The 25,972-nt window shown below is 72.1% G+C and carries 24 protein-coding genes; 14 read left to right on the top strand and 10 right to left on the bottom strand.

What is annotated here, in order from left to right; genetic code table 11:
- Positions 1-61: 61 nt before the first annotated feature.
- Complete coding sequence (locus tag K8612_RS10885; protein ID WP_223762232.1) at positions 62-772, bottom strand: CHAP domain-containing protein; 711 nt, start codon at positions 770-772, stop codon at positions 62-64.
- A 131-nt stretch (positions 773-903) separates the two neighbouring features.
- Positions 904-1,809: a hypothetical protein gene (locus K8612_RS10890; protein WP_223762233.1), complete on the bottom strand. Its 906-nt coding sequence runs from the start codon at positions 1,807-1,809 to the stop codon at positions 904-906.
- Positions 1,810-2,071: 262 nt separating this feature from the next.
- Here K8612_RS10890 and K8612_RS10895 point away from each other — a divergent pair, with 262 nt between their 5' ends.
- Positions 2,072-4,627 (top strand): M1 family metallopeptidase, encoded by a 2,556-nt coding sequence (locus tag K8612_RS10895; RefSeq protein ID WP_223762234.1) that lies wholly within the window; start codon positions 2,072-2,074, stop codon positions 4,625-4,627.
- 12 nt (positions 4,628-4,639) lie between these two features.
- Positions 4,640-5,992: a phosphoenolpyruvate kinase gene (locus K8612_RS10900; RefSeq protein WP_223762235.1), complete on the top strand. Its 1,353-nt coding sequence runs from the start codon at positions 4,640-4,642 to the stop codon at positions 5,990-5,992.
- On the opposite strand, the gene K8612_RS10905 is transcribed toward K8612_RS10900, so the two are convergent.
- The 6 genes from K8612_RS10905 to K8612_RS10930 form a co-directional block, all read right to left on the bottom strand.
- Complete coding sequence (locus tag K8612_RS10905; protein ID WP_223762236.1) at positions 5,984-7,048, bottom strand: zinc ribbon domain-containing protein; 1,065 nt, start codon at positions 7,046-7,048, stop codon at positions 5,984-5,986. The genes K8612_RS10900 and K8612_RS10905 overlap by 9 nt on opposite strands.
- 84 nt (positions 7,049-7,132) lie before the next feature.
- Positions 7,133-8,551, bottom strand: coding sequence for a tail fiber domain-containing protein (locus K8612_RS39215; protein WP_306799638.1), 1,419 nt, complete (start codon positions 8,549-8,551; stop codon positions 7,133-7,135).
- A gap of 99 nt (positions 8,552-8,650) precedes the next feature.
- A complete protein-coding gene (locus tag K8612_RS10915; RefSeq protein ID WP_223740923.1) occupies positions 8,651-9,724 on the bottom strand; it encodes a DUF2804 domain-containing protein in 1,074 nt (357 codons plus the stop codon).
- 93 nt (positions 9,725-9,817) lie between these two features.
- On the bottom strand, positions 9,818-10,990 hold the full coding sequence (locus K8612_RS10920; protein ID WP_223740922.1) for an ABC transporter permease: 1,173 nt from the start codon (positions 10,988-10,990) through the stop codon (positions 9,818-9,820).
- Entirely contained in the window at positions 10,987-11,721 is a 735-nt protein-coding gene (locus tag K8612_RS10925; protein ID WP_223762237.1) for an ATP-binding cassette domain-containing protein, read from the bottom strand. Before K8612_RS10925 ends, K8612_RS10920 begins: the two co-directional genes overlap by 4 nt.
- Before the next feature lie 13 nt (positions 11,722-11,734).
- Entirely contained in the window at positions 11,735-13,261 is a 1,527-nt protein-coding gene (locus tag K8612_RS10930) for an alpha/beta hydrolase (RefSeq protein ID WP_223762238.1), read from the bottom strand.
- A 90-nt stretch (positions 13,262-13,351) separates the two neighbouring features.
- On the opposite strand from K8612_RS10930, the gene K8612_RS10935 reads away from it, so the two are divergent.
- The 6 genes from K8612_RS10935 to K8612_RS10960 all read left to right on the top strand — a co-directional run bounded on the left by K8612_RS10935 (position 13,352) and on the right by K8612_RS10960 (position 18,545).
- Entirely contained in the window at positions 13,352-14,194 is an 843-nt protein-coding gene (locus K8612_RS10935) for an LEA type 2 family protein (protein ID WP_223740919.1), read from the top strand.
- A 100-nt stretch (positions 14,195-14,294) separates the two neighbouring features.
- Positions 14,295-14,687, top strand: a complete 393-nt coding sequence (panD, locus tag K8612_RS10940; protein ID WP_206787356.1) for an aspartate 1-decarboxylase — start codon at positions 14,295-14,297, stop codon at positions 14,685-14,687.
- 108 nt (positions 14,688-14,795) lie between these two features.
- Positions 14,796-15,236, top strand: coding sequence for a hypothetical protein (locus tag K8612_RS10945; RefSeq protein WP_223762239.1), 441 nt, complete (start codon positions 14,796-14,798; stop codon positions 15,234-15,236).
- Positions 15,237-15,279: 43 nt separating this feature from the next.
- The gene (locus K8612_RS10950) at positions 15,280-15,915 is read left to right on the top strand and encodes an EcsC family protein (protein ID WP_223740917.1); all 636 of its coding nucleotides are present in this window, start codon (positions 15,280-15,282) and stop codon (positions 15,913-15,915) included.
- 41 nt (positions 15,916-15,956) lie between these two features.
- Entirely contained in the window at positions 15,957-17,864 is a 1,908-nt protein-coding gene (locus K8612_RS10955; protein WP_223762240.1) for a hypothetical protein, read from the top strand.
- A gap of 141 nt (positions 17,865-18,005) precedes the next feature.
- Positions 18,006-18,545, top strand: coding sequence for a MarR family transcriptional regulator (locus K8612_RS10960; protein ID WP_223740915.1), 540 nt, complete (start codon positions 18,006-18,008; stop codon positions 18,543-18,545).
- A 1-nt stretch (position 18,546) separates the two neighbouring features.
- On the opposite strand, the gene K8612_RS10965 is transcribed toward K8612_RS10960, so the two are convergent.
- Complete coding sequence (locus tag K8612_RS10965) at positions 18,547-20,265, bottom strand: carboxypeptidase regulatory-like domain-containing protein (protein ID WP_223762241.1); 1,719 nt, start codon at positions 20,263-20,265, stop codon at positions 18,547-18,549.
- Complete coding sequence (locus K8612_RS10970) at positions 20,265-21,128, bottom strand: deoxyribonuclease I (protein WP_223740913.1); 864 nt, start codon at positions 21,126-21,128, stop codon at positions 20,265-20,267. The genes K8612_RS10965 and K8612_RS10970 overlap by 1 nt, the downstream gene beginning before the upstream one ends.
- A gap of 236 nt (positions 21,129-21,364) precedes the next feature.
- Between K8612_RS10970 and K8612_RS10975 the strand changes: the two genes are divergently transcribed.
- From K8612_RS10975 to K8612_RS11000, 6 genes are all read left to right on the top strand, one after another.
- Positions 21,365-22,060: a hypothetical protein gene (locus K8612_RS10975; RefSeq protein WP_223762242.1), complete on the top strand. Its 696-nt coding sequence runs from the start codon at positions 21,365-21,367 to the stop codon at positions 22,058-22,060.
- A gap of 40 nt (positions 22,061-22,100) precedes the next feature.
- Complete coding sequence (locus K8612_RS10980; protein WP_223740911.1) at positions 22,101-22,694, top strand: hypothetical protein; 594 nt, start codon at positions 22,101-22,103, stop codon at positions 22,692-22,694.
- Between the two features lie 9 nt (positions 22,695-22,703).
- Positions 22,704-23,348 (top strand): hypothetical protein, encoded by a 645-nt coding sequence (locus K8612_RS10985; protein ID WP_223762243.1) that lies wholly within the window; start codon positions 22,704-22,706, stop codon positions 23,346-23,348.
- Between the two features lie 128 nt (positions 23,349-23,476).
- Positions 23,477-24,226, top strand: a complete 750-nt coding sequence (locus tag K8612_RS10990) for a putative metal-binding motif-containing protein (protein ID WP_223762244.1) — start codon at positions 23,477-23,479, stop codon at positions 24,224-24,226.
- A gap of 111 nt (positions 24,227-24,337) precedes the next feature.
- Positions 24,338-25,306: an Ig-like domain-containing protein gene (locus K8612_RS10995; RefSeq protein ID WP_223762245.1), complete on the top strand. Its 969-nt coding sequence runs from the start codon at positions 24,338-24,340 to the stop codon at positions 25,304-25,306.
- 128 nt (positions 25,307-25,434) lie between these two features.
- Positions 25,435-25,971: a Uma2 family endonuclease gene (locus K8612_RS11000; RefSeq protein ID WP_223762246.1), complete on the top strand. Its 537-nt coding sequence runs from the start codon at positions 25,435-25,437 to the stop codon at positions 25,969-25,971.
- Position 25,972 lies beyond the last annotated feature (1 nt).

The raw sequence follows: 25,972 nt of genomic DNA on the forward strand, positions 1-25,972 counted from the left end.
GGCGGGTTCGGGGCTCGGGGCTTCGGACGGACCTTCGACGGTGGACATCTGCCGGCCGTGTCTAGCGCCGCGCCGTCCGGGCGTCACCCTTCACGGTGAGCTTCGCGGACGCCAGGCGCGGCGGCTCGGGCGAGCGCCAGCGCTCGTCCACCGACGCGAAGCCCGCCACCAGCTCCCCCGCCAGGTAGCCGCGCGTCTTCTTCCCCTTGCGGCGCAGCCAGTCGTTGAGGACGTGCCCCTTGGCGTCCTTGCGCGCCTCCGGCTGCGCCAGGTTGAAGCGCGAGCGCTTCACCAGCCCGCCCGACTTGTGCACGAACGTCACCGTGCCGTCCGCCCCCACCCGCTCCACGATGCCGATGTGCGTGAGGCCGTCGTTCATCAGGCCGTCGCGGTTCTTGTCGAACGTGTCCTTGAAGAACACCAGCGCGCCCGGCGTCGGCGTCTCCGTCAGCATCCCCAGCGCGCGCGCCTTGCGGTGGATGGCCGTGACGCCGTTCTCCTCCGGCAGCACGTCGTCCGGCAGCAGGTCCAACCGCCGCTGCTGGAACGCCAGCCGCGTCATGCCCGAGCAGTCGTCCGTCACCGTCGAGCTCATCTTCGCCAGCGTCGTCATCCCCACCCAGGACTTCGCCCGCCACAGCGCCCGGTCCGCCAGTTGGACCACCGGCCGGGCCTTCTTCGTCGCCGTGGCCTTGCTCGCGGCCTGCGCCGCCCCGCCCCACACCAGCGCGCTCACCAACGCGCCCACCCACACGCCTCGTCCCATGCGCACGCGGCAGAGCAACCGCCGTGCCCTGCCCCCGCGGCGTTGCGCGTGTCCACCTCACGACGGAGCGCGCGCTCGCTCCGGCACGCGGTGGGCAAGGAAGTTCCCACCCGTGGCAACCGCGCGCCCTGAAGCCCTCAGGGCACGACGACCGGGGACGGAGGAGCGTCTTCATTCCGGTAGGTCCGCGCCGGCCCGCAGCCCCTGCCGGCGCATCCGGGGCTCAAGGCTCCATCGGGCGTGCCCGGGGCCCAGGTCCGCGCGGGCCTGGGCTGCATCAGCCTGGGGGGCGGAGCCGCCAGCGGCGCCGGGCTCCTCTCCCGGGCCTCCAGCGCGACCATCAGGGGCAGCGCCAGCCCCAGCACCGCGAACCGCCCCACGGCGCCAGGCGTCCGCGAGCCGGGCGCGGGCAGCACCTGGGCGCGCAGGCTCGACAGGATGAACGCACCGCCAATGGCCGTGCACAGCGCGAGCGCTCCCCACGTCATGGCCTGCGCCGTGATGACGATGGAGGACAGGCGCCAGGTCGCGCCCAGGTCCACCGCCGCCTTCCACGCCTGGTCCCTCCAGTCCGCGGCCGGACCGGCCATGCCGTAGCCCACCGCGCACGCGGCCACCCACACGGCGGCGCCATGCACCTCGCGCCGCAGCAGCCACCCCTGCGCGAGGCCCAACGCCACCCCCATCCCGATGAACGCCGTCCCGGGCGACAGCGCCAGCGCCACGGCCAGGGCCCGCGAGCCCACCAGGCCCACGGCCACCGCCATCGCCGTGCGCCCCACCCAGCCGGGGACCTGGAGCCCCGCCCGGCGCAGCGCGAACGCCTGCGCGTTGCCCAGCATCGCCCCCGCGACCGCGAAGACCGCCAGCTCCGCGAGCCGGTGCACCACGCCCTGCTCCACCACGGACAGCCGCCAGATGGCCGCCGAGCCCAGCACCGTCTCCAGCAGTTGGACCCAGGCGTCCGCCTGCAGCCACGGGACGAGCAGCCCCAGCACGGTGACCCCGGAGAGGGCGAGGACGTGGACAAGACGAGAGCCCATGGCCCGGCAGTCTGCGCGAGTCCCCCGCGCCAAAGCCATCCACGCGGGCCCCCTCCTGCCCGCCGGCCAACGGAGGTGTCGCTCGGTGGAGGTGGATGTACGGCGCGACAGGACCGGGCGGGTTGGCTGGAACTCCGGTGCGAATCGAGCCACTTCGGGCAGCGGGCGCACCCCGGCAGCGGGGGCGAAACGCCGTGAAGCGGCGGACACTGGGAAATGGAGCACGAGCACAAGGCGCGGCCGGCGCTAGATTGCCGCCCCTATGGCGCATCCCACCGACGACAAGAACTTCCGCCTGCCCACCACCCTCCGTCCGCGCCGCTATCAGGCGACGGTGACCCTGGACCTGGAGGGGCGCACCTTCGCGGGTGAGCAGCGCGTGGAGCTGGAGCTGTCCCAGCCCACCTCGGAGATCATCCTCCACGCGAACGCGCTGGAGCTGGGCGAGGTCACCTTCCGCGCCGGCAACGACGTGCGCAAGCCCGCGTCCAAGCGCGTGGCCCCGGTGAGCGAGACGGTGGTGCTCACGTTCGATGCGCCCCTGCCCGCGGGCAGCGCCACGCTGGACGTGCTCTGGACGGGGCACTTCAGCGACGGCCTGCGCGGCCTGTACGCGGCGGGCCAGGTGGCCGCGACGCAGTTCGAGGCCGCGGACGCGCGCCGGCTGTTCCCCTGCTTCGACGAGCCGGCCTTCAAGGCGCGCTGGGCGCTCACGGTGCGCGTGCCGGAGGGCCACACGGTGCTGGGCAACGGCCGCGTGGTGAAGGACGAGAAGGACGGGGCCCTGCGCAAGGTGACGTTCGAGGAGACGGAGCTGCTCAGCTCGTACCTCATCGCGCTGGTGGTGGGCCCGCTGGTGGGCACGCCGGAGGAGCAGGTGGAGGGCGTCCCGGTGCGCACGTGGGCGCTGCCGGAGAAGGCGCACCTGGCGAAGTTCGGGCAGGACGCGGCGCTCCAGGTGCTGCCCCGGCTGCGGGACTACTTCGGGCTGCCGTATGCCTTTGGCAAGGTGGACCAGGTGGGCATCCCGGACTTCGAGGCGGGCGCGATGGAGAACGCCGGCCTCATCACCTACCGGGAGGTGGCGCTGCTGTTGGACCCGGCCACCGCGCCGCTGTCCGTGCAGAAGCGCGTGGCGGAGGTGGTGACGCACGAGCTGGCGCACCAGTGGTTCGGCAACTGGGTGACGATGGTGTGGTGGGACGACCTCTGGCTCAACGAGGCGTTCGCCACGTGGATGGCCTTCAAGATCGTCGACCAGTGGCGGCCGGACTGGCGCATGTGGCTGGACTTCGACGCGCACCGGGCGAGCGCGCTGGCGCTGGACGCGCTCAAGTCCACGCACCCCATCCACGGAGAGGTGCGCAACGCGGGCGAGGCCGGTGAGAGCTTCGACGCGATTACGTACGAGAAGGGCGGCGCGGTGCTGCGGATGATTGAGGGGTTCCTGGGAGAGGGGCCCTTCCGCGAAGGCATCCGGCTGTACATGCGCAAGCACGCGCGCGCGAACGCGGTGAAGGAGGACCTGTGGAACGCGCTGGGTGAGGCGGCGAAGCAGCCGGTGAACGAGCTGGCGACGAAGTGGATTGGCCAGAGCGGCTTCCCGCTGGTGTCGGTGAAGGTGGAGGGGCGGAAGGTGTCGCTGTCGCAGCGGCGCTTCTACTCGGAGCCGGGGGTGAAGAGCCCGGAGACGTGGCCGGTGCCCATGGTGCTGCGCTTCGAGGACGCGGGCGGCGTGCGGGAGCAGCGCGTGCTCTTCCGCGACGCGCAGGCGACGGTGACGCTGGAGGGCGGCTCGGGGGACGTGAAGTGGCTGTGCGCGAACGGCGGCTCCACGGGCTTCTACCGGGTGGCGTACGAGAAGCCGGCGCTGGACGCGCTGGCGGCGAACCTGGGGACGCTGGCGCCGTCGGAGCGCATCTCGCTGCTCGCGGACACGTGGGCGCTGGTGCGCGCGGGGCAGGCGCCGGTGGCGGACCTGCTGGACCTGGCGGCGCGCTTCGGGGACGAGGAGGACGAGGCGGTGCTGGACGAGCTCGTCGGGCGGCTTGGCTACATCGAGAACCGGCTGACGGAGGGCGAGGACCAGGAGCGCTTCCGCCGGTGGGTGGAGGGGCTGTTGGGTGGCGGCCTGAAGAAGCTGGGCTGGCAGGCGGCGCAGGGCGAGCCGGACCGGGTGAAGCTGCGCCGCGCGGCGCTGGTGCGCGCGGTGGGTGGCCTGGCGCGCAGTCCGGAGGTGCTGGCGCAGGCGCGTCCGCTGGTGCAGCGGATGCTCCAGGGAGACAAGTCCGCGCTGGACGCGAACCTGCTGGACACGGCGGTGGGCATGGTGGCGCGCGCGGGAGACACGGCGCTGTTCGACGATTTGTTGCAGCGGATGCCGAGGGAGCCGGACCCGGCGACGCAGCGGCGCTACCTGATGGCGCTGACGTCCTTCGAGGACGCGAAGCTGGCGGAGCGCGCGCAGGGGCTGTTGTTCACGGAGACGGTGAAGACGCAGGACGTGGCGAGCTTCGCGACGGGCCTGTTGGGCAACCGCACCGGGCGCGACGCGTGGTGGGCGCAGTTGCAGAAGCGCTGGAAGGACCTGGTGGCGCGCACGGGCGCGGCGCCCATGCTGCTGCGCCGGGTGGTGGAAGGCCTGGGCCTGCTGCGCACGCGCGAGCAGTTGGAGCAGATGAAGGCCCTGCTCCAGGCGAACCCCATCCCGGAGGCCCAGCAGGCCACGGCGCAGACGCTGGAAAGGCTGACCCAGGACGTGGCCCTGAGAGAGCGCGTGGCCCCGGAGGTGTCCGCGTGGCTGAAGCGACGGCCGTGATATCCGGCGCCCATGAAGACCACGCTCACGCCCGAAGCCTCCGCCGCCTCCCGTGAGGCCCTGCGCCGCGCCAACGTGGCGTTCGGCCACGCCTATCCCGGCGATTCCTCACGGCGCCAGCCCGTGCACACCGTGTACGGCGGCGCCCACCTCTTCCGCGCGGGCACCGCGCGGAAGATGGGGGACCTGGCGCTCGCGGCGCTGCGCGACTACGCCACCGACGGCTCCCAGCTCGCCCACGGGCTGGGGCTGCCCCAGCGCGGCGGCTTCGCCCAGCGCGTCCATGACCGCGTCGTGGACAAGCTCCAGCGCGAACCCGTGGAGGACTTCCGCATCGACTTCGAGGACGGCTATGGCCACCGCCCCGACGCCGAAGAAGACGCCCACGCCGTCGCCGCCGCCACGGAGGTCGCTCGCGGCCTGGAGCAGGGCTCGCTCCCGCCGTTCATCGGCATCCGCGTGAAGTCCTTCACCGAGGAGCTCTACGCCCGCGCCTCGCGCACCCTGGACCTCTTCGTCACCGCGCTGCTGGAGCAATCCGGTGGCAGGATGCCGCCGTCCTTCGTCGTCACCCTGCCCAAGGTCACCGTGCCCGAACAGGTGACCGCCCTGGCCAAGCTCCTGTCGGAGCTGGAGTCCGCCCACCGCCTGTCCCCCGGCGCCCTCAGCCTGGAGCTGATGGTGGAGACGCCCCAGGCCCTCTTCGACTCGCGCGGCCGGCCGCACCTGCGCTCACTCGTGGAGGCCGGCGAGGGCCGCTGCTCCCACGTGCACCTGGGCGTCTACGACTACACCGCCGCCCTGGACGTCAGCGCGCACATGCAGCACATGCTCCACCCCGCCTGCGACTACCTGCGCGACACCGTGCAGGTGCTCCTCGCGGGCAGCGGCGTGCGCCTGTCCGACGGCGCCACCAACGTCATGCCCGTGGGCCCCCACCGCAAGCAGGGCGACACCCCGCTGCTCCCCACCGAGCGGCGAGAGAACACCGACGCCGTGCACCGCGCGTGGCAGGTGGCGTACCGGCACACGCGCCACTCGCTGGAGCGCGGCTACTACCAGGGCTGGGACCTGCACCCCGCCCAGCTCCCCGTGCGCTACGCCGCCGTCTACGCCTTCTTCCTGGAGGGCCTGGAGCCCGCGTCCCAGCGCCTCAAGGCCTTCATCGACAAGGCCGCCCAGGCCACCCTGCTGGGCGACGTGTTCGACGACGCCGCCACCGGCCAGGGCCTGCTCAACTTCTTCCTGCGCGGCCTGGCGTGCGGCGCCCTCACGGAGGAGGAGGCCCGCGCCACCGGCCTGACGCTGGAGGAGCTGAGGAGCCGCTCCTTCCGCGCCATCGTCCAGGGCCGCGCGTCACGCTGACGCGGGCGGCTCCGTGGGGGGCACCGCGCTCCGGTGCCCCAGCCACTCGCGCGCGACGGCCACGTCCACCGCGAGGATGCCCAACAGGAACAGCCACGGCCCCAGCTTCGCCGACAGGCCCGTCAGCGCCCAGACGGTGATGAGCCCCGCGAGCACCGGCGGCACCACCGAGGGCAGCGCCTCCCGCGCGCGCCGCACCGACCCCAGCACGCCCAGCGCCAGCAGCCCCAGCACCACGCCCGTCGCGCCCAGCCGCCCGCGCCCCGTCCCCGCGCCCTGCCCCGACGGGAGCACCAGCGTGTTGAACTTCCACGTGTCGTTGTCCTGGATGTCCCAGGCGAAGTTGTCGTCGATGGTGATGTTGCGCTCGCGCTGCAGGTGCGCCGTGGGCACCAGCGACCACGCCGAACTCCACGGCAGCAGCAGCCCCACCGCGCACGCCGCCACGCCCGCGAACACCCACCGCTTCAGCCGCACGTCCGCCGGCCGCTTCGTGAGCGAAGGCTCCGCCAGCGACGACGCCTTGAACGCCCGCCACTGCACGGAGGCGAGCACCACCGCCGCCAGCACCCACAGGAGCGGCGCCACGCCAAAGCCCAGCGACAGGAACGCCTGCGTCACCGTGAGCGCGGTGAACATGGGGAGGAACGCCGGATGCGCGGCCCACTTCACCACCGGCACCAGCGCGTCCGGCAGCTTCCGGCCCGCGGCCACCCACTCGCGCGCGCCCAGCATGCCGGCGCCCACCAGCATCAACACCGACCAGGGCAGCCCCAGCCCGCCGCCGACGAAGGGCAGCACCGGCGCCACCACCGCCGCCGCCACCAGTCCGGAGCCCAGCAGCGGCAGCGAGCCCCCGGGCAGCCGCTCGCGCAGCCTCGGGTCGTCCAGCACGTCCTGCACCGCGCGGCCCGCCGAGTCCGCCGCGCGCCGCGCCTGGTCCGCCACCTCGTCCATCACCGGCGACCCGGGCGCGTTCAGGTCCCCGCCGCAGTGGGGACACGTCCGCGACGACAGGCCTTCAGGGAGCGGCTGACCACAGTGCGGGCAGGACATGGCGCGAGTCCTCCTCAGACGAAAAGAGCACGAAGAGCCTATACCGCGCCCCTCCCGCATCCTCCATGAACGCGCGGGGAGCGCTCAGGGCTTCGCCCCCTTCGCATGCACGGCCGCCTCCAGTCGGGACAGGCTGCGCTGGAGCTCCGCCATCTGGGCCTTGAGCGCGTCCACCTCCGCGCTCTTCGCGTGCAGCTCCTCCGTGCGCCGCGCCAGCGCCTGGATGGCCACCATGTTCACGCCGTCGATGTCGAGCAGGCCGATGCTCCTGTCATCCGCGCCCAGGCCGAACGCCGCGCGGAAGTCCTGCGCCACCGGCCCCACGTGGCGCACGCCGCCGGCCTCGGCCTTGTAGCGCCAGCTCTCCACCGGCATCGCCGCCACCTTCGCCAGCACGGCCTCCGCGTCCACGCGGCGGAAGTCCTCCTTCGTGGCCCGGTCCGACGTGCAACTGAACACGCCCGAGCCCGCCGGCAGGTCACAGCCCGTGGAGAGGGTGGCGCTCGTGCGGAGCCGGACTCCGCCCGCCGCGCGCACCAGGAACTGGTTGTTCGCCGTGTTCGACACCACGGAGTCCGTGATGGATTGGTCCGCCCAGACGAAGGCGCCCTTGAAGCCACCAGAGCTCGCACGCTGCCCCAGCGCCATGGAGTAGTCCGCGTTCGCGCTGGTGCGGTAGCCGAGCGCGACGCTGCCCTGCCCCGTGGCCTGGTTGGTGTAGCCCACCGCCACGGAGGTGAAGCCGCTCGCGGTGTTGGAAGCCCCCGCGGTGAAGGACGCGGTCCCGCTCGCCGTGTTGGCGGAGCCCATGCACACCGAGACCGTGCCAGACGCCGTGCACTGGTCGCCGAACGCGACGGAGCCGAACGCGCTGGCCAGCGTCTTGTTGCCGCCCGCGAAGGACACGAAGCCGATGTTGGCCTCGTCCCACTCCGTGTCGGCATGGCCCACGCGGAAGGCCGCCTTGAACGGGTGCCACATCATCCGGTCCCCGGCCCCCGTCATGGGGATGGTGCCAACGCCCTGCTCGCCGCGCGCGAGCAGCCCGCCCGCCGAGTCCACCGTGAAGACGCGGTAGTTGCTCCAGGTGGGCTCGCTGGCTCCCGACACCGTGTTCCTCACGCGCAGCAGCGGCACCGAGTCCTTCGCGGACACGCTCGCATCCAGGAACACCTCCGCGTTCGCCGTCAGCCGGCCCCGCACCTGCCCCGTGCCCGCCACCGAGAACGACGCGTCCTGCGGCTCCGTCCCGTTGCGGATGCCCTGGCCCGCGGCGGCCAGGCGCGGATCATTCCCCTCCACCGCCGTGCCCGGCCCGTCACCGTAGACGACGCTCACCGCCTCGCCGTCGAGCTTCAGCCCCGTGCCCACCTGCACCGCCCCGGCGGGCCCCGCGGGCCCCACCGGCCCCACCGGCCCCTGCGCGCCGTCAGCGCCACACCCGCCGGCCAGCAGCCCCACGACACAGCTCAACGCGACGCCAGCTCCTCGGACAGACGACATGCGGTGCTCTCCAGGTGAAGGCCCATCACACTGGCAAAGCGCCGGGTCGCGGACAACCCAGGACCTCACCGGGAGTCCCGCCATCCAGGAGAACCACCCCTACCAGAGCATGTCCTGGTCCTCGGTGACGCCGGGGACGTTGGACAGGCGCAGCTCCTGGCCGCCCACGCGCAGGGTGCCCTCGAAGAAGCCCACGGGCTGGGCGAAGTGGCTCACCACCAGCCGCAGGTTGCGCTCCTCGCGGTGCACGTAGATGGGCTTGAAGCGCAGGTCCACCGCGCCGTCCGCCGTCGTCAGGCGCCACGGGTCCAGGAGCTCCTTCGCGTCGTACTCGAAGCGCGCGCGGCCCACCGGGTAGAGCCGGTCGCCCAGCCAGACGGCGTTCTCGTTGGCCTCGGTGGCGCCCTCGTTGAAGCCCTCCACCAGGTTGAGCCCCACGGGCGTGCCGTCCGGCAGCCGCCCGGCCGCGAAGGCCCAGCGCCAAGCGGTGTGCCGCGCCAGGTAGCCCTGCGTGTAGTCCATGCCGCCCACGCCACCGTCCAGCCGGAAGCGCCGGCCCCCCGCCTCCAGGCTCCCGAAGGCCAGCAGGCCGCTGCGCTTCTGGGTGACGTTGACCAGCCCGTCGCCCGCCACCGGCGCGATGACGGTGAGGGCCGGCGGACCGCCCGCCACCAGCAGCTCCCCGTTCCACTGGAACGACTGGAGCGACTGCGTGCGCATGCGGCTGACGTCCACCTCCACCTGGTAGCGCTCGTCGGACTCGCCGCGCTTCACGGACATGCGCCCGCCCAGCGTGCGGAAGGCCGCCACCAGCCCCGCGCCCGGCTTGTCGCTCACCTCCGCGAGCGGCCCGGGCACGCCCAGGAAGCTGACGTCGCACAGGGGCTTCTTCTCCTGGAGGTCCACCGCCACCGCGAAGGCGTTGGCCGTGTAGCCCAGGTCCACCACCGCGAAGAGGGCCGCCACCTCCTGCGTGGCGACGAAGGTGTAGTGCCAGCGCTTGCGCTTGAGCAGCCGCGTCGCGCGCCCCGGCGCCCACTTCCCCAGCAGCCGGGGCAGGTCCACCTCCGGCAGCTCGCCCTGATACGTCCCGAACCGCGGTTCCCCTTCCGTGGAGGCCACCGAGTTCGGGGCGAAGGGCAGCAGGGCTTCTCGTTCACGCTCGAGCGTCATCACGAAACATTGGACGGCAGTTCGCTGGCGCTGTCACGTGAACACGCCGGCCAAGTTGCGCCCCGAAGACACTCGGGGCCGCGTGCCTGCCCGCTAGCTCCTGCCGAAGATGATGCGCTCCTGGGTCAACAGACGCGTGGTGAAGCGCAGCGCCACCAGCGACACCGCCACGCAGGACGCGAGCGCGAGCAGGAAGGGCAGGGGCCCCAGCGTCTCCCCGCGCATCACCTCGCCCGCGAGCAGCTCCTGCCCCAGCACCGGCACCGCGAACATCCACGTCTGCGTCTGGATGGGGGACAGGGCCAGCATCATCCCGGGCAGCGTGGGCAGCACCATCAGGAGCGACAGGTACGTCTGCGCCTCCTTGAACGACCGTGCATAGGTGGACACCCACATCTGCACGGCGGACGCGGCCAGCACCAGCGGCATCACCGCGGCCAGCATGCCCAGCGCGGCCGGCGCGTCGAAGCGGGCGCGCACGCCCAGGTCCTCCAGCGGCACGCGCTTCACCACCAGGAAGTAACCCACCAGACACAGGAGCACGCCCGTGCCCGCCATGGCGCAGGTGGCCAGCCACTTGCCCGCCACCACCGCGCCGCGCGGCGCCGGGTTGAGCAGCAGGGGCTCCAGCGAGCCGCGCTCGCGCTCGCCCGCCATGGTGTCGCTGGCGAGCTGCATGCCGCCCGCGAACGCCGCCATCACCAGGAACAGCGGGATGGTGGTGAGCACCGTGGCCGCGGTGCGCTCGGGGGTGGACAGGTCCAGCTCGTCCACGCGCACGGGCACCGCCAGCTCCGGGGACACGCCGCGCGCGAACAGGCGCTGGCTGCCGGTCTGCTGCGAATACACCGCCAGCATCCGCTGCGCGCGCTGCACGGACTGGCGGGCCTTGTTGCGCGAGCTGTCCACCACCAGCCGCACCGCGGCGGTGTGCCCGTCCGCGAAGTCCTTCGCGTAGTCGTCCGGCACCACCAGCACCAGGTCCAGCTTCCCGGCCTGCACCAGCGCCTCGTAGTCCTGGGGCGCCTCCGACAGCTTCGCGCCGTAGCGCTCCAGGAAGGCCATCAGGCTGGGCGCGTGCTCACGGCCCACCACCGGCATCTCCAGCGGCCGGTCCTGCCGGTACCAGGACGCCATCACGTTGAACATCACCAGGAACACCAGCGGACCCAGCAGCGGCCACATCACCGCGGAGCCCAGCGTGCGCCGGTCCCGCAGGTGGTCGAGCACTTCCTTGCGCAGCACCGTCCCGACGAGGCCCTTCATTCGCGCAACCCCTGCTCGCTGCCAATCACGCTCACGAAGGCTTCCTCCAGGCTGTCCTTGCCGGTGGAGGCGCGCAGCGCGTCCGCCGTCCCGTCCGCCACCACCCGCCCGCGCGCCACCACCACGATGCGGTCACACAGCGCGGCCACCTCCTGCATCACGTGGCTGGAGAACACCACGCAGCAGCCCTGCGCCTTCAGCTTGCGCAACAGCGTGCGCACGGAGCGCGTGGCCATCACGTCCAGGCCGTTGGTGGGCTCGTCCAGCAGCACGTTGCGGGGCCCGTGCACCAGCGCCCTCGCCAGCGCCACCTTCACGCGCTCGCCCTGACTGAAGCCCTCCGTGCGCCGGTCCGCGATGTCCTTCATGTCCAGCAGCTCCACCAGCTCCTCCACGCGCGCGTCCAGCGCCGCGCCGGACAGGCCGTGCAGCTCGCCGAAGTACCGCGCGTGCTCGCGCGCGGTGAGGCGCGGGTAGAGGCCGCGCGCGTCGGGCAGCACGCCCAGCGCGCGCCGGGCCACCTCCGGCTGCTTCGCCACGTCCACGCCGTCCACGGTGGCGGTGCCGCCGTCCGGGCGCACCAGCGTGTAGAGCATGCGCAGCGTGGTCGTCTTGCCCGCGCCGTTGGGGCCCAAGAGGCCCGTGATGACGCCGTCCTCCGCGGTGAAGGTCACGTCGTGCACGGCCGTCACGGAGCCGAAGCGCTTGTGCAGGTTCCTGGCTTCAATCATGGGCGCTTGCGTCCTACGGGACAGGGCCGGCGAAGGAGGTGAAGAAGGGCGGCCGCTTGAGGCCCGCGCCGCAGTCGGGCGTCAGGCCCTCCACGCCGCCGCGCGTGAGCAGGTCCGCCATCAGCGTGCGCGCGCAGTCCGCGCCCACCGTGTTGTGCCCCAGCCCCGGCACCACCACGTGCAGGCTGTGCGTGAGCGTCCGCTTCGCCTCCTCGCCCCAGGGCGGCGGCGTCACGGGGTCCAGCTCGCCGGACAGCAGCAGCGTGGGGATGTCCGACTTCACGGGCTCGCGGAAGCTTTGGGGCACGTTCGCCTGGGGCCACTTCGCGCACGCGCGCTTGAGGTCCAGCGCCATGCGCGGGCCGAACCAGGTGCCCTTCGCCTCGCGCTCGGCGTCCTCCTCCGTGAAGAAGGGCGCGTCCTCCGCGCACGCCACCGCCAGGAACATGCCCCGGCTGGTGGCGCGCGCCACCTCGTCGGTGAGCCCCAGCGACAGCGCGACGAAGGGCGTCCAGTCATCCTTCGCGGCGCGGTCCAGCATCAGGGGCACGAGCGACGCGACGTCCGGGCTGTAGAGCAGCGAGAACAGCTCCGACAGGAAGACGCGCCGGGTGAGCGTGAAGTCCTCCGGCACGCCCGTGCGCGGGTGCGCCAGGTGCACCTTCGCGGGCGCGGCCTCCAGCTTCGCGAGCAGCGCCTCCGTGCGGGCGCGCAGGTCCGGATATGCCTTCGCGCAGACGCCGTCCTTCGCGCACGCGTCCATCAGCAGGTCCAGGGCGCGCTGCCCGTCGCGCGCGGCGTACAGCGGCAGGTACTGCCCCATGGGGGCCACGCCATCCAGGATGGCGGTGCGCACGCGGTCCGGGTGCTGGCGCATGTACACCAGCGCCGCGCGCGTCCCGTAGGAGATGCCCCACAGGTTCACCTGCCGGTAGCCCAGCGCCGCGCGCACGTCGTCCAGGTCGTCCATGGCGATGGACGTGGTGTAGAGCCGCTCGTCCGCGTCCCAGCCCTTGCGGCACTGGGGAATCACGTCCGCGTCCTCGCGGTCCTCGAAGCGCTCCGCCAGCGACGCGCGCGAGGGGTTCAACGCCTCGCAGTCCAGCGGGTGCGAGTCCCCCGTGCCGCGCTGGTCCACGAACACGATGTCGCGCTGGCGCCGGATGCGCTCCAGCGCGGGCAGGATGCGCGTGCGGGACGCCGCCTGGCCGGGGCCGCCCGCGAGGAAGAACAGCGGATCCTCCTTCGGCTGCGACGCGAGCGCGGGCACCACCACCACGCGCAAGGAGATTTTGCGCCCCTTCGCCGCGGCCCGGTCCTCGAAGACCTCCAGCGTGCCGCAGAGGGTCTGCGCGGCCACCCCGTCCAGCCGGCACGGCTTCAGGTCCATCCGCCGCGCGGAGGCGGCCTCGGCGCTGGAGGGCCGGGAGCAGCCCGTGAGCGACAGCGCCGCCAGCACCGCCAGCGTGGCGAGGGGGTGAGACAAGATGCCACCTGTCACGGCGGGCGAACCTCCAGCACGGGGGAGTCCCTGGCGCATACCATTGGCGCACCGAAGGTGCACCCGCCGAAGCCCCGTCACGCGCGGCGATTGAATCCGCGCGAACGCGGGGCGTCCTCTGCTACGCCCATGCCCATGAAGAAACGCGCGTTCCTGGTCCTCTTCGCCCTTTCGCTCACCACGCTCTCCGGCTGCGCCGCGCTGCAGAGCCTGCTCAACGGAGCCTTCAAGAAGCCCACGCTGAAGTTCAAGACGGCCCGGCTGGCGAACGCCTCCCTGTCCGACGCCACGGTGGACCTGGTGTACGAGCTGGACAACCCCAACAGCCTGGGCCTGAAGCTGGCGTCGGTGGACTATGCCTTCTTCGTGGAGGGCAAGCAGTTGGTGGCCGGCAAGCCGAAGGAGGGCCTGAGCCTCAAGTCCAACGGCAAGAGCCAGATTGTCTTCCCCGCCAACGTGAAGTTCGCGGACATCGCGCCGGTGGTGACCACGTTCCTGAACAAGGACGTGGCGGCCTTCAAGGCGCAGGGCTCGCTGGGCGTCCAGACGCCGCTGGGCGTGCTGCACTTCCCCCTGGAGAAGGAGGGCACGTTCCCCGTCCCCAAGATTCCCCAGGTGCAGTTCCAGTCGCCGCGCATCACGAACGTCACCCTGAGCGGGGCCACGGTGGAGTTCCCCCTGGCCATCACCAACCGCAACGCCTTCCCCCTGCCGGTGGCGGGCATCACCGGCGCGCTCAAGGTGGCGGGCGCCAACGTGGGCAACCTGTCCACGGGCAACCTGGGCATGCTGGACGGCAGCGGGACCAGACAGGTGACGCTCCCGCTGACCATCAACTTCGCGAGCGCGGCCGCTGCGGCCATGGCCCTGCGCTCGGGCGGCAACGCGCAGGTGAGCCTGACGGGCAACCTGACGTCAGACGCGCAGTCCGTGCCCCTGAACCTCAGCCAGCTCGTGAATTTCACGAAGTAAACGGTGGGCGTGCAGGGAAGCAGGCGGTGCGTGGGACACCGGGGATGTTGTCCCCGGGCAGGGGAGCCGTTACGGTTGCGCCGCTTCCCGAGGGCCCCCCATGCGCCGCATCCTCTTCAAGTCCAAGATCCACCGCGCGACGGTGACCCAGGCCGACCTCGACTACGAGGGTTCGGTGACCATCGACAAGGACCTGCTCCAGGCGGCGGACATCCTCCCCTTCGAGAAGGTCGCGGTGTGGAACGTCACGCGCGGCACCCGGCTGGAGACGTACGCCCTGGAGGGCGAGTCCGGCAGCGGTGTCATCTGCATCAACGGCGCGGCCGCGCACCTGAACCAGCCGGGCGACCTGGTCATCCTGGCCACCTTCGCGGAGGTGGAGGAGGCGGAGGTCGCGAACTGGAAGCCCACGGTCGTCTTCGTGGACGGCAAGAACCGGGCGGTCCCCGGCGTCACCGAGGAAATCCCCGGTCCCGCGCGCCGTATCGCCTAGGGACGCTTTGCCCAGGGCGGCTTTGCCGCTCCGGCCCTGTCTGCCATGCTTCCCGCCCTTCCCTTGAGGCGCGGGCGCGGCGACGCGCGTCCCGGAGGCGATGACGCGATGAAGTGGACGTGGGCGGGGCTGACGGTCCTGGTGGCGGTGGCGGGGTGCAAGCAGGTGGGCCCGTATCAGCGCGACCCCAACGAGGAGGACGCGTTCGTCTCCAACGTGCCCGTCATCCGGGCGCCCGCCCAGGACCGCTGCGCGGCGCTGGGGACGTCCTCCGTGCGCGGCGGCTGTGACGACGCCCTCTACCTGGCCCAGGAGTACTCCCGGCGCCTGTCGGTGGGGGACGAGGTGTGCCTGGAGGGCGGCTTCGGCGAGGAGCCGGGCGCGGCGTGCAAGGCGAGAGCGGCGGTCATCGACACGGGGCCCAACCGGGTGAAGCTGGAGGTGCGCTCGGCGCGTCCGGACTCGCGGTGGTTCAAGTCGGAGATGCGACACGGCTGGTACGAAGAAGGCGCGCTGGTGGACCTGTATCTGGCCGAACGGGGTTACTAGAGACGACCGGCCGCGTTCATCGCGGCCCCAGGGAGGAGACGGCATGGCCTTCTACGACAGCGTGACGGAGCGGCTGGGCTTCATGAAGAAGCTGACCCCCGCGGAGATGAAGAAGCTGGGGGCGCTGCGCCTGTCGGACCTCATCCAGGCGGAGATTGGCCGGGCGCGCGTGCGCGTGGCGGCGCTGGAGAAGCGCTACCCGTCCGCGACGACCAAGGAGCTGGCGCAGCGGCTGGTGGACGAAAAGAAGAGCTTCGCGGGCATGGTGGGCGGCGTGAGCGGCGTGTTCGGGCTCATCTCGCTGCCGGCGGACCTGACGTTCATGGCGTACCTGCAGCTCATCCTGCTCACGGACGTGGCCACGCTCTACAAGGCGAACCTCAAGACGGAGCGCGCGCGCGGGGAGCTGCTGGATTTGTTCGGCTACGCCAACGGGCTGGGTCCGCTGCACCGCTCCGGGCCGAAGGTGCTGGGCAAGCTGGCGGCGCTGCTGCTCGCGAAGGGCGGCATGACGACGCTGGGCCGCGCGATGCCGCTGGTCGCCGCGCCCATCACGGCGTACCTCAACAACCAGCACATCCAGATGGTGGGGGAGCAGGCCGTGCGCTTCTACGAGGGCTTCGACAAGGCCCACGCGAAGGCGCGGACGGCGCGGCGCAAGGCGGCGGGCGCGGAGTGAAGTGAGTGCCCCAGGGGCGCCCGCTGCGCTAGACAGCGCGCATGTCATCGCAAGACGCCGCCACCCTGCATGCCCGCGCCGCGGAGCTCCTGGACACGTACCCGAAGAACTTCAAGCAGGCCAAGGAGCTGCTGCGCCAGGTGATCGCGCTGGAGCCCGACCACCTGGAAGCGCTGCATGACCTGAACTGGTCGCTGGACCGCGACCGGGACCTGGAGCCCGGCCGCTGGCAGAAGGAAGAGCAGTCCGCCCAGGCCCTCCTGCGCGAGCGCATCCTGGCGCTCACCCGGAACGTGAAGCCCGGCGAGCCGCTGACCCTCGAGCGCAAGGCCCGGTCGCTGGCGCTCGCACACCACGCGGAGGCCCTGCTCCAGTCCCCGCCGGACACGGCGCGTCTCCAGCAGGTCGAAGCCGCGCTCGCGGAGAGCCAGGCCCTGCGCCCGGAGGGCCCCGAGCAGGGCCGCGCGGAACGCGGCGTCATGGCGTGGAAGGCCATCCACCGCGCCCGGAACGGTGAGCCCCAGGCGTATCAGGCGCTGCTGGACTGGGTGGCCGAGCATCCGCGCCCCTCGCCCTTCCACGACGATGAACACGCCTGTGCGTTCCGCGGCCTGGAGCAGGCGTTCGCGGACGAAGGCTTCCTCGCGTGGCTGCGTGCGCAGGAGCCCCGGTCCGCGAAGGACGCCCTCGCCCGGCAGCTCCAACTGGGCCTGGAGCACGTCGTGGATTGGGACACGTTCGCCTTCCTGAATGGCCCCGTGTCCACGCCCTGCCGCGTGGGCCGGCTGCTCGCGCTGCGGGCGCTGGGCGGCGACCTGTCCGTGAAGGTCCAGGGCCAGTCCCTGCTGGAGCACGCGAAGCGCCTGGGCGACGCGGCCCTGGTGAAGGAGCTGGAGGCGCTCGCGTCCCCCGCGCCGGAGGCGAAGACGCAGGCCGCGTCCGTGGACCGGAGCACCGTCGCGCTGTCCTTCACGGATCTCCACGTGACGGACGCGGGCCACGTCGTGGTGCTCGGGGGCACGCCCCACCCGTCCTCGGACTACGGCGCGGTGTCGGGGGATGACCTGTGGGACTTCGACGAGAGCATCCCCTGGAACCAGCCCTGGTCCGACCAGGTGTGGCTCTCCCAGGTCACCGTGGACGAGGACGAGGTGGACCCCTTCGAGCCATCTTACGAAGTGGACTGCAACCGCCTGCTCATCCACGACGGCAAGACGTGGGAGCGCCACCGCCTGCCCAGGGCCCTGCCCTACGGCTACGTGGCGCCCACCCTCCGCGACCTGGGCACGCCCTGGGGCCTGACGGGCTTTGGCGTGTCCGCGCTCGCGTTCGCGGGAGCAGCGGGTGCCTCCGGCGAGTGGACCGTCCAGGAGGTCACCGGCGCCACCGCGCTCAACCTCGTGGACGGCGTGGTGCACGAAGGCACCCTCTTCGCCCTCTGCGAGACGAACGGCCTGGGGCGGATCACCTCCTCCCGCTTCGAGCGCATCCCGACGGAGCAGCAGGGCTTCCACGGGCTGCGCTCCCTGGCCGGCACGCTCTTCGTGCTGGGAGAGGGCGGGCTGTGGGCGCTCGACGGCGACACGCTCGTGGCCCGCTGCTCCACGGAGGAGCCCGTGCTGGACGTCGAGTCGCATCCCGGCGGCGGACTCATCCTGCGCACCGAATCGCAGGCGCTCGTGCTGCCGGATGGCGGCGAGGCCACCGCGCTGGAGCTGCCGGAGGGCCGCGTGCACTCGCTGGCCGTCTTCCAGGGGCAGGTCTTCGTCAGCGTGCGCGACCAGGTCTTCCGCGTGGAGGGGACCCGGGCCGTGCCGCTGGAGGTGCCCACGCCCGCGCCCGGCTTCCCGCGCCTCAAGGCCGCGGGGGGAAGGTTGTGGGCGGTGTTCCCCCACCACCTCGCCTCCTCCTCGGATGGGAAGACCTTCGAGGCCGTGACCTTCCGCTGAGCGGAAATCCGGTCAGAAACCAGTTCGATATGTCCGTCACGTATTTCCGTTGATGACCTCGCGGGCCGCGGCCCGCGGGATGCCGGATGCGACGCACGCGGGGCCTGGACGCGGGCGCTTGCTCACGGCACGGAGGGGTGCATGACGGAGCTCTCGGCGGAGGTGCGCGTGCAGGTGGCGCGGTGGCGGAATCTCCTCGTGGACGCGGCCCGCTGCGGCGCGCTGGAGAGTCCCCTGGAGGCCCTGACCCATCCCCACTGGGAGCCCCGGGAGCTCCAGGCGCTCTGGTGGCTGCGCTCGGAGAGCCTGCTGCCCGTGGGCGTGCTCGCCACGCGCCTGGGGGGACTGGCCATGCCGCGCCTGAGCCGACTGGTGGACCGGCTGGAGGACGGCGGGCTCGTGCGGCGGGAGCGCTCGGTGCGGCATGACCGCAGGCGCGTGCGCGTGCGCCTCACCGACGCGGGCCGCGCGCTCGCGGACGAGCTCGACGCGCAGGTGCAGGAGCGCATGGCCCGGCGGCTGGCCCCGCTCCAGGGCGAGACGCGCAGCGCCCTGATGGACGTGCTGGAGCTGTGGGTGCAGGCCCTGACCGTCCAGGCCCGCACCGCCGAGGAAGTGGCCGAGGAGAACGCCGAGCTGGCCAACGCCCCCGACGAGCTTCTAACGGCGTCGGCCGCCTGAACTAAAGCCGCACCTCCACGACCCCCGAGCGGTGGCACGCCTCCGCTCCGTCGCCCTCCCAATCCATGGCGTCCCCGCCATGCACCTGCAAGGGGAGCGCGCTGGAGGTCATGGGCCCCATCCGCCACCGGCCCGCGGTGTCCGTCTCTCCACGCACGGGCGGCAGCGAGGGATTCGCTCCGCCCGCGATGACGAGCGCGCCCGCCACCGGCCGGCCCTCGCGGGTGACCCGCACCTCGCACGTGGACACGGCCGCGTCCTCCGGTGACAGCCGCGTCTCCACGTCCGAGAAGTCCTCGCCCGCCCGGGCGGTGCTGCTCGGCCGTGACGCGTACGGCGACGACGCCACCTGGAGCCGGTACGTGCCGGGCTCCAGCAGCGACACCGCGAGGCCGTCTTCCTCCGGGCGGAACTCCCGCGTGGGCACGACGCTCCAGGCGCCTCGCGCGTCGCGGCGCTCCAGCAGGTACACCGGATAGGGCGGCGATGAGCGCTCCCTCAACTGCGCCCGGGTGAAGCCATCCATCCGCAGCACCAGCCACCGGTACACCGGCATGCGCCACACCACGTCCACGGTGCCCCGCGACTCCGCCGTCGGCGTGAAGACGAAGTCCCACCACGAGGGCCCCACGGGCCGGCCCTCGTCCTCCGTCACCTCCCGCCGCACCGTGAACCGGGTCTCCGTCCACGTCTGCACGTCCGGAATCGTGAAGTGGCCGTCCGGCGCGAGCGGGTGCTCCTCACCGCCATCCCCTTGCCGGTACACCGCCGGCCCCAGGGGGCGAGCCCCATCGCCCAGCAGCACCCGTCCCCGCAGCGTGACGGTGTCGCCCACGCCCTCGGGGAACAGCTTCGCCACGTCCAGCGTCACCGGCGCCACGATGCCCTCGCGCAGGGGCACCTCCACCGGCTCGCTCTGCATCCCCGAAGGCGTGCGCAACCACAGCCGCAGCGACCGGTCCGGAGGCAGGGGCGCGAGCCGCGTCTCCCCGTCCTTCACCAGGGGCACGGGGGTGTCGTTCTCGAAGGCGTGCATCCACTCCGGCGCCGCCAGCGCCAGCACCGGCAGCAGCATGCTGGCCTCCTCCGCGTCGTCCGGATCCACGCCCCGCTGCATCCGCACGGTGAAGGTGCCCGAGACATCCCGAGCCCCCTCCAGCCGCACGCGCACGCCCGTGGGCGGGTGTTCCCGCAGCCGGCCCACGTCCACCCGCCCCGTCACCGGCTGCGTGGCGGGCACATGGTCGCCCCACCAGACCGTGCCGTCCGGCGCGTACGCCATCACCTGGTAGCGCGGCGCGGAAGGCACCGCCACCGGTCCCACCCCGCCGCCCTGCGCGGACGCGGTGACCGGGGCCTCCACCCACTCCCGCACGTTGGCCATCTCCTCCAGGCGCTTGGGACCCGCGCGCGAGCTGCGCCGGCGGCCCTCCTCTTCCCACCAGCCGCGATCCGAATCGGAGATGAACGCCGCGCCCACGCGCGCCTTGCCCTCGAACGGACGCGAGCCCTCCAGCGTCGCCGTCAGCCACAGGCCCGCGTCCACCGCGGCCTCCACCTGGGGCGCCACCTCCGGCGCACCGGCGTCCTCGACCCTCGCGGACACGGGAGGTGATGGCGGCGCGACCGGCGACGCGGACCCGGGACGCAGCAGCATCCACACGCCCACGCCCACGAGCACCGCCACCAGCATCCCTCCCAGGCCCCGCTTCACGCGCATCAGTCCGTGTCGCTGCTGGAGTACAGGGACAGCCACACCGGCGCGTGGTCCGACAGCCGGGTGACGTAGTCCAGCGGGTTCGCGATGTAGTCGCGGCCCGTGCTGGAGAACTCCGTCACGTAGGTGTCCTGCATCCAGAAGTGGTCGTACGGGTTGGCGTAGCCGCCGGACGTGTTCATCGTGGTGGCCACGTCCAGCTTGCAGGTCACCGCGGGAGACAGGCCCTTCAACTGGCTCCAGGACGCGTGCGTGCAGGCCATGTTGTGGTCGCCCACGAGGATGACGTCCTGGTCCGAGGTGCTGGCGGACTGCACGGACGCGAACACGCCGTCGATGGCCTGCGCCTCCAGCGTGCGGTCCGTCGCCGTGCCCCACACCGCGTGCCAGTTGAGGAACGTGTAGTCCGCGCCCGTGGGCACGTGGCGCACCTTCACCACCTGCGGCTCGCGCTCGAACAGGTCCCCCGTGTCCGTCCACACCGTGGAGGACAGGAGCGACACCGTGTCCGTCCGGTACAGCACCGCGTAGGACTCCTTGTAGGACGACCGGCCGATGAGCGGCGTCACCACCGCCGTCCACGTCACCCCGGAGACCTGCGTCAGGTTCTGCGCGATGGCCGTCGCCGCGGACGCGGCCATCACCTCCTGGAGGAACACCAGGTCACAGCCATTGTTCGAGTTGCTGTTCGCACCGAACTGGTTCCACAACTGCTTCGCGTCATCCAGGTAGGTCTGCTCGGCCGCCCAGCCCTCGTGGCGGAGGTTCCAGCTCACCACCCGGAGATACGAGCCCGCCTGCGCCAACGCGGGGAGCACCAGCACGGACAACACCAGGACGCGCGACAAGAAGGACGACCCTCTCATTTCACGGCACCTCCAGCCCTGCGGGACAAAAGCGCCCCATCTTCCGCACGCCCGCGCCCCAGGACCAGCCCCCCTTCGTGGAATCGAGGTGACAGCCACCCCGCACGACACTCCCTGGACCCGACACATCAAATGCAACTTGATTGCATGTGACTCCTGGTGGCATCTATTGCGGGCCCCTCGCGGGAAGGCGGGGCGGCGCGCGCACCGCCACAGGTGCGTCCGGAGGGGACACCATGAGCCGCATCATCTGGAGTGTGGGAGGCACGGGGGTCGTGTTGTCGTGTCTCGCGGTGGCCTGGCTGCACCGGCCGCTGGTGCTCCCCGCCGCGCCGGTCCCCGCCCCGCCCACCGTATCCCAGCCGGCGCCCGCCCCTCCCCCGGGGGCCGAAGCCGCGCCCCGTCCCACCGGGCCCGTGCGGGCGTCCCCGCCTGCCGCGCCAGAGCCGGAGACGCCCCTGTCGCCCGAGGTGTTCCTCGACGCGGCGTTGGCGGTGAAGGGGCCTCCTCAGCCGGAGCTCCGGGACCGTGAGCGCCGGGTGCTGCACGACACGCGCGTGCGGCTGGTGCGGGCCCTGCGCGAGGACCACCCCACTCCTCGGGCCCGCCGGGACGCCGTGCTCGCGGAGCTCACCGCGTCCGGCGACAGCGCGGAGCCCTGGACCCGGGACGCCCTCGCCGCGCTGGACACGTGGCACGCGCGCATCGGGCAGGACGTTCGGCCCGTCCAGGCGGAGCCGCCCCACTGCTACGCCGCGGGCTGCGTGACGCGCGTCACCTTCCCGGACGAGGCGTCCTTCCGCGACGCCTGGGAACGCACGGCCCGCCTGTCCCCCAGCGCCCGGGGCGCCCACCTCCAGCTCCCGCCCGAGCACCTCCCCTCGGGCGAGGTGCGCGTCCCGTGGCTCGTCCTGCGCCCGGACCGCACCTAGCCCCCGCCTTCACCCGCAGCACCCATCCAAGGAGTTCCCCATGTTGAAGCATGCCCTGCTCGCCGCTGGCGCCGTCGTCCTGCTCGCCGGCTGTGGTACCGAAGAAGCCCCCGCCCCGGAGTCGCAAGCCCCCGTCACCCAGCAGTCGGAGCTGCTCGCCGCCTGCGAGGACACGGCGGAGCTGGCGGAGGTCGCCGAGCACTCCTGCATCCACGCCGAATACGGACCCTTCGAGTCCGTCACCGCCGCGCCCTACGGCGGCCCGTCCTTCGTGGACGTGAGCGTGGGGCACACCGCGTACAACGTCACCCTGCCGGCCATCACCTACCAGCAGTGGACGCTGGCCTACGCGGGCTCCGTCATCTTCACGCCGGAAGAGTCCAACGAGTACGCCATCCTCACCTCCGGCTACCGCGCCGTCCGCGTCTTCAACGCGGCCACCAACGAGGAGGTCGGGCTCGAGTGCCGCTACCACGTCCCGCAGGAGGTCTGCGGCAACCTGCGCACCGCCGTCACGGCCGACCTGGAGGGTGGCGTGGACTACCGCCTGGACTTCGCGGCCGTCGTTCCCCAGCCCGCCACGTTCCTCCTCATCGTGGAGGAGACGGGCCACGACCACCACGAAGCCAGGTGAGGCAGCCCCATGCGCACCCCGTTTCCAGCCCTCCTCCTGGCCGGAGGCCTCGCGGTCCTGACCGCCTGCGGCGGCGACGACGCATCGCCCGGCCCGGACGACACGCCCCAGGAGCAGGGCGACCCATGCGCCCCCAACGGCCACATCCACCGCGAGCCTGAGGGCGACTGGTGCCACTGCAACCGGGGCTACCTGGCCAGCGAGGCGGGCCTGTCCTGCGTGGCGGACCCGAACTACGTGCCGCGCACGGACTTCGACTTCGGGGACAAGGGCGAGCACGCCTGCTGGCACGTCACGAACGGCCCCTTCGCCACCGTCACCGCGTCGCCGGAGCGGCAGCCGCGCGTGGATGACTTCCACACGCACTACACCGTCCAACTGCGCCCGGAGAACGGCCAGTCCGTGGGCACCTTCAGCTTCAAGGCCTGGGCGAGCGGTGACTTCATCCTCTACCTGAGCACGCCCGACGTCGCCGTCACCGTGAAGGAAGGCGAGCGCGTCGTGGAGCCCCAGGGCACCCAGGCCACGGGCGGCTCCTGCGACGGCCTGAAGCACATGGTCGGCTACGAGCTGACGGACAAGGTCCAGTACACCGTCACCTTCGGCCCCACCCCGCTCACCAGCCTCGGGCTCGTCATCGAGCACCTCCAGTGACGGCCTGAATCGCGCTGGGATTCATTGCAATACAGTTGCTTTTGCATCATGAATCATTCACCGGACGCACCGGCGGTTCTTGACCGCCTGGCACCCCGCCGCGTCCGGCATCCCGAAAGGAAACACCCATGTTGAAGATGAAGCGCATCGCGCTGGGCGCGCTGTTGTCGCTCGGCCTGACGGCCTGCGGACCGATGGAGGAGGCGCCGGAGGCCTCCTTCGAGGCGCAGGACTCGCAGGAACTGGAGGCCGGTTGCACGTCGCTGGGCACGAGCATCACCACGCACGCGTGCGCCCACGCCGGCAACCCCACGGACCACGTGTCCATCACGGCGAGCGCCACGCGTGTCACCAGCGCGCCCGCCATCAGCACGAAGCACAAGGCCTATGACCTGGCGCTGCCGTCCAGCGCCGAGGGCTCCGTGACGTACGTGCCGGCCACGACCGGTTCATACGCGTTCTACCGGACGCAGAACGTGGCCTTCACCGTCGTCAACGGCGCCACCAGCGCGACGGTGCCCTCCGCGCTGGCGCACACCGTGTCGGCCTCCGGGTGTTCGCTCGCGTACGTGTCCGTCTACGACCTGACGGCGGGCACGACGTACATCCTCGCGGCGGGGCCGGCGTCCGGCAACGCGCTCACCGTGGTGCCGGAGTTCCTCAACGACACGCGCACGCGCTACTACCAGGACGCGGACGGTGACGGGTACGGCAACAGCTCCGTGTCCGTCTACACCGCGTGCACGCCGCCCTCCGGCTACACGACGCAGCGCTTCGACTGCAATGACACGCCGGGCTCCGGCGCCAGCATCAACCCGGGCGCCACGGAGATCTGCGGCAACGGCATCGACGACAACTGCGACGGGTCGCAGTGCTGACCGCCGTCCCCTGACGCGGGCCTGAGAAGGTCCGCTCCCCGCGCCGGAGCACCTCCCTCGGAAGGGTGCTCTGGCGCGGGCCTTTCCCCGCATGCACGAAGGACTCCCCCGATGCGTCTCTCTTCCGCCACCTTCCTGTTCGCCACCTGTGCCGCCCTCGCGCTGACCGGCTGCGATGACGATGCCCCCATCGTCACGCCGGACGCGGGCACCAGCACCGACGCGGGCTCCGACGCGGGCACCAGCACCGACGCGGGCACCACCGTGTCCAGCGCCACCGTCACCACCTCCCGTCCCTCCGAGGGCGAGGCGGACGTCTACCCGCTGGAGATGTACCTGGACGCGTCCGGACAGACGCCGGTCATCGCCTTCCGCAAGGTGCTGACGCTCACCTTCAGCGAGCCCATGGACCCGTCCGCCGCCCGGGTCACGCTTCACGACCGCACGGACATCACCGCCCCGGCACGCGTCCTCACCGGCACCTGGTCCGAGGACTCGCGCACGCTCACCGTCACCGTGCCGCGCACCGAGGAGAGCACCCGGCCGCTGGAGGTCTCCACGCACCACGCCCTGTCGCTGGACGCGCTGAAGGACGCGGCCGGACGCGCGCTGTCAGCGGACACCGTGGGGCTGGGCGGCGACACCGCGCTGGACTTCACCACCGGCGAGCGCGACCCGGCGCTGGAGCACGCGTGCACGCACACGCTCGCCAACCCACCGGAGGCGGTCACCGCGGGCCGCACGCCCTTCGACTTCCCGCCCGACACGCACACCGGCCACGCGCGCTACGACGTCACCCTGCGCCCCGTCGAGGCGGGCTTCGGCGGCTACACGGGCTTCATCTCCGATCCGGAGAACGCCGAGCACGTCACGCTCTACCTGAACCAGGAGGTCCCCACGAAGGTCACCAACGACACGGCGGGGACGGACGTGGCGTCGGTGCTCGCCCCCGCGCGGTTCATCTGCGCCGGCATCACGCACACGCTGACGTTCACGTCGGAGCCGGGGGATCAGATCTACCTGCTCCAGTTCGGCCCCGTGGCCTCGGAGCACATCCAGTTCGTGCTGGAGCGCGAATAGCAACCCCACACGGCCCGCGGGGAGGGCCTGCGTCCACCAGGACAAGGTGGGCCGCCCCGCCGGTCCAATGCCGCGTGACGGGCTGCCCGCTACGGTGACGGTCTCTCTCGGACCCGGAGGCACCCCGCATGCGCCACGCCGCTACCCGAAGGACGCTCGCCCCCTACGAGGAAGTGCAGACGTTGCCCCACTATCTGGTGGGCGAGGCGCTCGATGGCATCCTCTACGTCTCGTCGCCGCCCATCGCGCGCAAGCAGGGCATGACGCCGCTCATGGGACGCGCGCCGGAAGGCTGGTGGTGGACCTCCGAGCCCCGGCTGCTGCTGGGCGAGGACGTGCTCGTGCCGGACCTGGCGGGCTGGATGAGCGGACGGCCGCCGACCCTGCCGGATGGCTCGTTCATCGACCGCGTGCCGGATTGGATCTGCGAGGTGCTCACGCCCGCCACGGCGAAGCTGGACCTGACCATCAAGCTGCCGCGCTACGCCCGCGCGGGCATCCGCAACGCCTGGGTCATCAACCCCGTGCACCGCGTGGTGGAGGTGTTCCGCCAGGAGCACGAGCGCTGGGTGCTCCTGCACACCTTCGTGAACGAGGAGCGCGTGCGCGTCGAGCCCTTCAACAAGGTCGACCTGGTGCTGGCGCCGTTCTGGACGCAGGTGTGAA

The organism is Corallococcus sp. AS-1-6 (genome assembly GCF_020037015.1).
GTDB lineage: Bacteria > Myxococcota > Myxococcia > Myxococcales > Myxococcaceae > Corallococcus.